The following is a 4,752-nucleotide window of genomic DNA, read 5'->3' as shown; positions in this document are numbered from 1 at the left end:
CACGTGCGCCTAACGCCTGAATTAAGCCGAGCCGCGAAGCGGCTTCGGCTTGAATGAATTGTTAGGCCGCACCACGAGGTAGGGCCTACTCGAATGCCTGGCTTGGAAGCGCCTTGGCGCACCATGGGCAGAACTGCGCAAAAGCATGCTGCTCGTTGATACACCAGCAGGGATCCTCACCCCGAAGCCACGAGAACGAAAAGCGAACCTGTGCGTTGGGGTTGGCTACGGCGTCGAACATGTGGGCGCAGCAATACTTGCCTAGGCGCTCCCGATGCTCTGAACGATCTGGAAACAGATCGTCCAGCCATCTTTGGCAATCGGTGCACTCGGCTATATGCGCCACCGCTACATCAGCGGCCCCATCTCCGAGGCGGGCATCCTCAACATTGATTAGCCCCTCAAGCGCCAGCCTAAGAACAGTCTCATCATCGAGGCTGCCCCGGAATCCGGACACTATTTGCCTAGCGACGTGGCATGCATCTTGGACTGTCATGATCTCTCTAGTGCGGCCTAACGCCTGAGTTAAGCCGAGCCGCGAAGCGGCTTCGGCTTGAATGAATTGTTAGGCGTCGCCCGCATTGCCCGGAAGCACGTGCTGACAGTAACGCCACTCGTGGACTGGCTGATCATCCAGGTACACATCTGGCTTGGGCAGGAAGGCAATAAAACAATCTTCTATGCCCAGTTCGACCGCCGACGCGCGAGCGTACTCCGCACCGCCGGAGCTCCACAAATACAGGGCGTCGCCCTGCTGATGGAGTGCGCGAACCCGCGCCACAACGGGGGGCATGGGGATGCGCTTTGTCCCAACGGACCGGATGAGCGTGTCATCCACATCTACGAATATGACGCGTTGTTTCATAAGACGCCTAACGCCTGAATTAAGCCGAGCCGCGAAGCGGCTTCGGCTTGAATGAATTGTTATGCAGCCCAGGGCAGTAGGGAGCCGTGGACGCTGAAGCGATCTTAGCCCGGGACAATCGGGATGCGGCAATCACTGGATGGAAGCAGGGCGAATGAGTGGCCGGCGCTTGCTCATCCGGCGCCGGAGGCGCCGCCAGGTTGAATCCAGCCGTGTGACCGGAAGCCCAGCGGCGCGAGCGAGATAAATCGAGTGCAGGCTTTGCGAGCTTTACCCGCAGCGCTTCGGTGTCGGCGCGCATCGCCAGTCTTTTGGCCACGCATAACGCCTGAATTAAGCCGAGCCGCGAAGCGGCTTCGGCTTGAATGAATTGTTAGGTGCCGCCCGAGTAACCGGAGGACACCAGCTCTAGCTCCGATTGAAGAACATCCGCTAGCCAGCGAGTTTCGCCCTGTGGCCCGACACACTCAACGAGGAAAGCGGGTTCCTGCCCGGAGGGTACGATGTGCACGATAACGACGGTGCCCACATCTCCAGCCTGAGGTTCCGCGGCATTTCCGATCGCAGGGTCAACCCGACCCTCAGGTAGTGGGGAAATAAGCCGAACTACATCGAGTTCTTGGAGCTGCATTGCGGCACCTAACGCCTGAATTAAGCCGAGCCGCGAAGCGGCTTCGGCTTGAATGAATTGTTAGGGCCCACGCCGGCGGCGCACGAAGCTGCCGACAATGGTCCCCAGCCAAACCGCCAGCAAAGCTACGAGCAGGCCTTTGCTGCCGCCATGCGGGCTGGAAACAACGGTGCGATAAAAGGCCACAACGACGCAAATGCAACCTGCAAGGAGGCCATGGAATACAAAGCGGGTTTTTGCAAAGTAGGAGCCAGCAAAACCAGCCAATGCCGCGGGTAGGAAGGCCCCTAGAAGAATCAATGGAAGCCCCAGCCATCCGGCGGGCGAGCCTGAGGCACCGACGATCGCCGCAGCCACAAGCACGAAGGCGATATAGCCAGCGATGAAGGCCAGCGCACCGAGACCAATGGCTTTTAGGTCGAAATGGAAAATCATCTATGGGCCCTAACGCCTGAATTAAGCCGAGCCGCGAAGCGGCTTCGGCTTGAATGAATTGTTAGGCGCGCCCCACATTACCGGTGGCGGCCCGTGGCCATTGAAGCTGTTCCGGACTAGAGACGCCAGCCTTGCGAGGATCGCCGGTGAAGGACCAGCGTACGTCTGATACCCCTGGTTGGTCTGTCAGGAGCTGATGCACCACAAAAGCCGCAATCTGTACTGCCTCTTGGTGTGACTCAGGAGCGCGGCGCAGAAGGCGATCCAAGAAAGAACGTCCGTCTTGGATGGCTATGGTCAGCTCCCATGAGCTAGCAGGAGTGTAGCGGGCGAGGAAGACGTTGACCTCGCATCCTGCGAGAGGGGCGAAAACAATCCAGCCGCAATCTTTCCAAAGATCGAACTTGGAGCCAAGTGCGAAAGCAGCAGCGAGCGCTTCTGCAAATGGGCGACCCTCTGCACGATGCGGCCGTGTCTCGGGAAATGAGCCTTGGAATGTGCACCGAGCTGAGTTAATCATGTCGCGCCTAACGCCTGAATTAAGCCGAGCCGCGAAGCGGCTTCGGCTTGAATGAATTGTTAGGCCCAAACGAACTGAACATGCTCTTTGCCACGGCTGTCTAGAACGTAGGACCGCACGTACATGCGGTGATTGTCAGCCATATAGACCTCTGTGCGCATCTCCGAGATGGCGGAGGGATCGACCTTGTGTCGGCTGAGGTGTTCGGGCAGGGTCTTACGGTAGTGCTTGAGAGACTCCCGTACGCGAGGCGTTAGTGCAAAAAGCTCCTCTGGACGTTCAGGTATCCAGGTGATTGTGACCTTTTGACCCTTCCGGTCGCGCGCAAGCTGGTACATGTCCCCGGCCACAAAATCGCCATCGATGTAATTCATGGCGCTCATGAAAGAGTGGGTCCAGTTGTGAGCCATGGACTTGATTAGCTTGAACTTCACGGGGGAATGATCTTGGGCCTAACGCCTGAATTAAGCCGAGCCGCGAAGCGGCTTCGGCTTGAATGAATTGTTAGGGCTCACTGACGGTCAGCCCGGTGAGCCATTGGTGGACGAGTGTATTACGGCCATCGCCCGCCACCGTAAACGTCCCGGCGAAGTTGGCCCTAACTACCCGCCGGGGAAGGTGGAACTCCATGGCAGTGGCGATGTCACCATGAAGCTCTGGACGATTAACTACGAAGTGGAGTCCAGGACCGCTCATGTCGGAGCAGTCGTGAAGAGTGACGGAGTGGACGCCTACTACTAGACATCCATCTACCGAAACGACACGGCCATCGAATCGTGACGGCGACGAGATGATTGATGGGATTGTGGTCTTAACCACAACCGGCGAGTCGGCGGACTGACTGTTTGGAGTGCAACCGAGGAGGAGGATGCAAAATGCAACAGCTATCCATTTCATTGGGTGTGAGCCCTAACGCCTGAATTAAGCCGAGCCGCGAAGCGGCTTCGGCTTGAATGAATTGTTAGGCGGCAAGCCGATCACTTTGCAGTGCCACCCGCTTGAACGGCCTGAGCTTGCGCTACCAGCCCAGCAACGTCAGTTTGCGTGAGTGTTTTAATCTCGTCGAATGCAGCCTGAGTGGCAGATTTCTTGCCAGTGCCTTCACCGTGCAATTGCATGTCCCCGTCGGGCTTGACGTACAGAATGAAGTAGAAAGGCAGGGCAGGATTGCCCTTGTCCGAGACAATAACGACAGAGCGCGAGTCATTGCATGCATACACGAGCCATGCGGTCTTCCCGTAGGTCTTGTGCAGCGGGCCGACGTCGCAGTTGAGGTCGGGTGGTCGTTCTGCCTGGGCGGGTACGGCGGCCCAGGAAGTGCTAGCTGCGAGAGCTAGAAAGGTGGTCATCAGAAAGCGCATCGAACTCTCCATGCCGCCTAACGCCTGAATTAAGCCGAGCCGCGAAGCGGCTTCGGCTTGAATGAATTGTTAGGCCTATGCCCGCCAGGTTGCAATTTGGCCGACGACACACGAGCCCCGAAGTAGGATATAGCCGCCGGCGATTGGAGTGCCATCACTCCAGCGAGGTCCATCGAAGGCCTTGAAGACGTCCCCTGGTGTGTACTGGGCTTTTAGACGTTCCCAGTTGCGATTGCCCATGCCAAATGCAACTTGGGGAATCGTGGGGTTGTCAGCGACAAGCTCTAGCCCGATTTTTTCAAGTTGCGCGATAGTCAGCTCGGGACCGTAGATGCGAACCGTTGGGTCAACCGGCTCACATGCATGAGCCGGTTGCGCAGAAGCGAACGAGGAAACAAAGAGTGCTGCTGCAAACGCGACAATGTTTCTCATAGGCCTAACGCCTGAATTAAGCCGAGCCGCGAAGCGGCTTCGGCTTGAATGAATTGTTAGGGGGCATCCGGGGAAGTTGGGAAGGGGAGCCCGACACGAAACATCATGCCTCCCTCGGTAGCCGGCCAGAATGCGATGAGCAGCGGCACGACCTTTCCGCAGAAGGTGGCATCCCAACGCTCATAGGTGGTTGGGTTAGATCCTTCGGGGTTGTTCTTGCCTGGGGGAGTGAACGACTCAGGAAGTACCTGTACCTGTATGGCCTCAACCGTAGGGCAGTTGAAGCGAGCAGGCCCGAGGCGCGCGACGGTGTTGAGTGTGTCCACGAGGAGCGTCTGGTCCGCGGTGGTTTTTCCGGTGAAGCGCACTTGGTCCGCAGACGCAGGAAGCGAAGCCGCTAGAGCGGTTGCAAGTATGAACATTTGAACTCTCATGTGCCCCCTAACGCCTGAATTAAGCCGAGCCGCGAAGCGGCTTCGGCTTGAATGAATTGTTAGGCGCCATGCTA

5 protein-coding genes are annotated in these 4,752 nt (G+C 57.7%); all 5 read right to left on the bottom strand.

Annotated features, from left to right (window positions below):
- Positions 1-565: 565 nt before the first annotated feature.
- The 5 genes from ACYVGK_RS17720 to ACYVGK_RS17700 all read right to left on the bottom strand — a co-directional run bounded on the left by ACYVGK_RS17720 (position 566) and on the right by ACYVGK_RS17700 (position 4,244).
- Positions 566-865, bottom strand: coding sequence for a DUF705 domain-containing protein (locus ACYVGK_RS17720; RefSeq protein WP_460736163.1), 300 nt, complete (start codon positions 863-865; stop codon positions 566-568).
- A 691-nt stretch (positions 866-1,556) separates the two neighbouring features.
- Positions 1,557-1,931 carry a hypothetical protein gene (locus ACYVGK_RS17715; RefSeq protein WP_460736161.1) on the bottom strand — a complete coding sequence of 125 codons (375 nt, stop codon included), beginning with the start codon at positions 1,929-1,931 and terminating at the stop codon, positions 1,557-1,559.
- Between the two features lie 579 nt (positions 1,932-2,510).
- Entirely contained in the window at positions 2,511-2,885 is a 375-nt protein-coding gene (locus ACYVGK_RS17710) for a hypothetical protein (protein WP_460736159.1), read from the bottom strand.
- A 543-nt stretch (positions 2,886-3,428) separates the two neighbouring features.
- Entirely contained in the window at positions 3,429-3,812 is a 384-nt protein-coding gene (locus tag ACYVGK_RS17705; RefSeq protein ID WP_460736157.1) for a hypothetical protein, read from the bottom strand.
- A gap of 75 nt (positions 3,813-3,887) precedes the next feature.
- Positions 3,888-4,244: a hypothetical protein gene (locus ACYVGK_RS17700; protein ID WP_460736155.1), complete on the bottom strand. Its 357-nt coding sequence runs from the start codon at positions 4,242-4,244 to the stop codon at positions 3,888-3,890.
- Positions 4,245-4,752: the final 508 nt, after the last annotated feature.

This window comes from Lysobacter tyrosinilyticus (assembly GCF_054779815.1).
The sequence above is the reverse complement of the archived record's forward strand: the minus strand, read 5'-3'. Positions and strand labels throughout refer to the sequence as shown.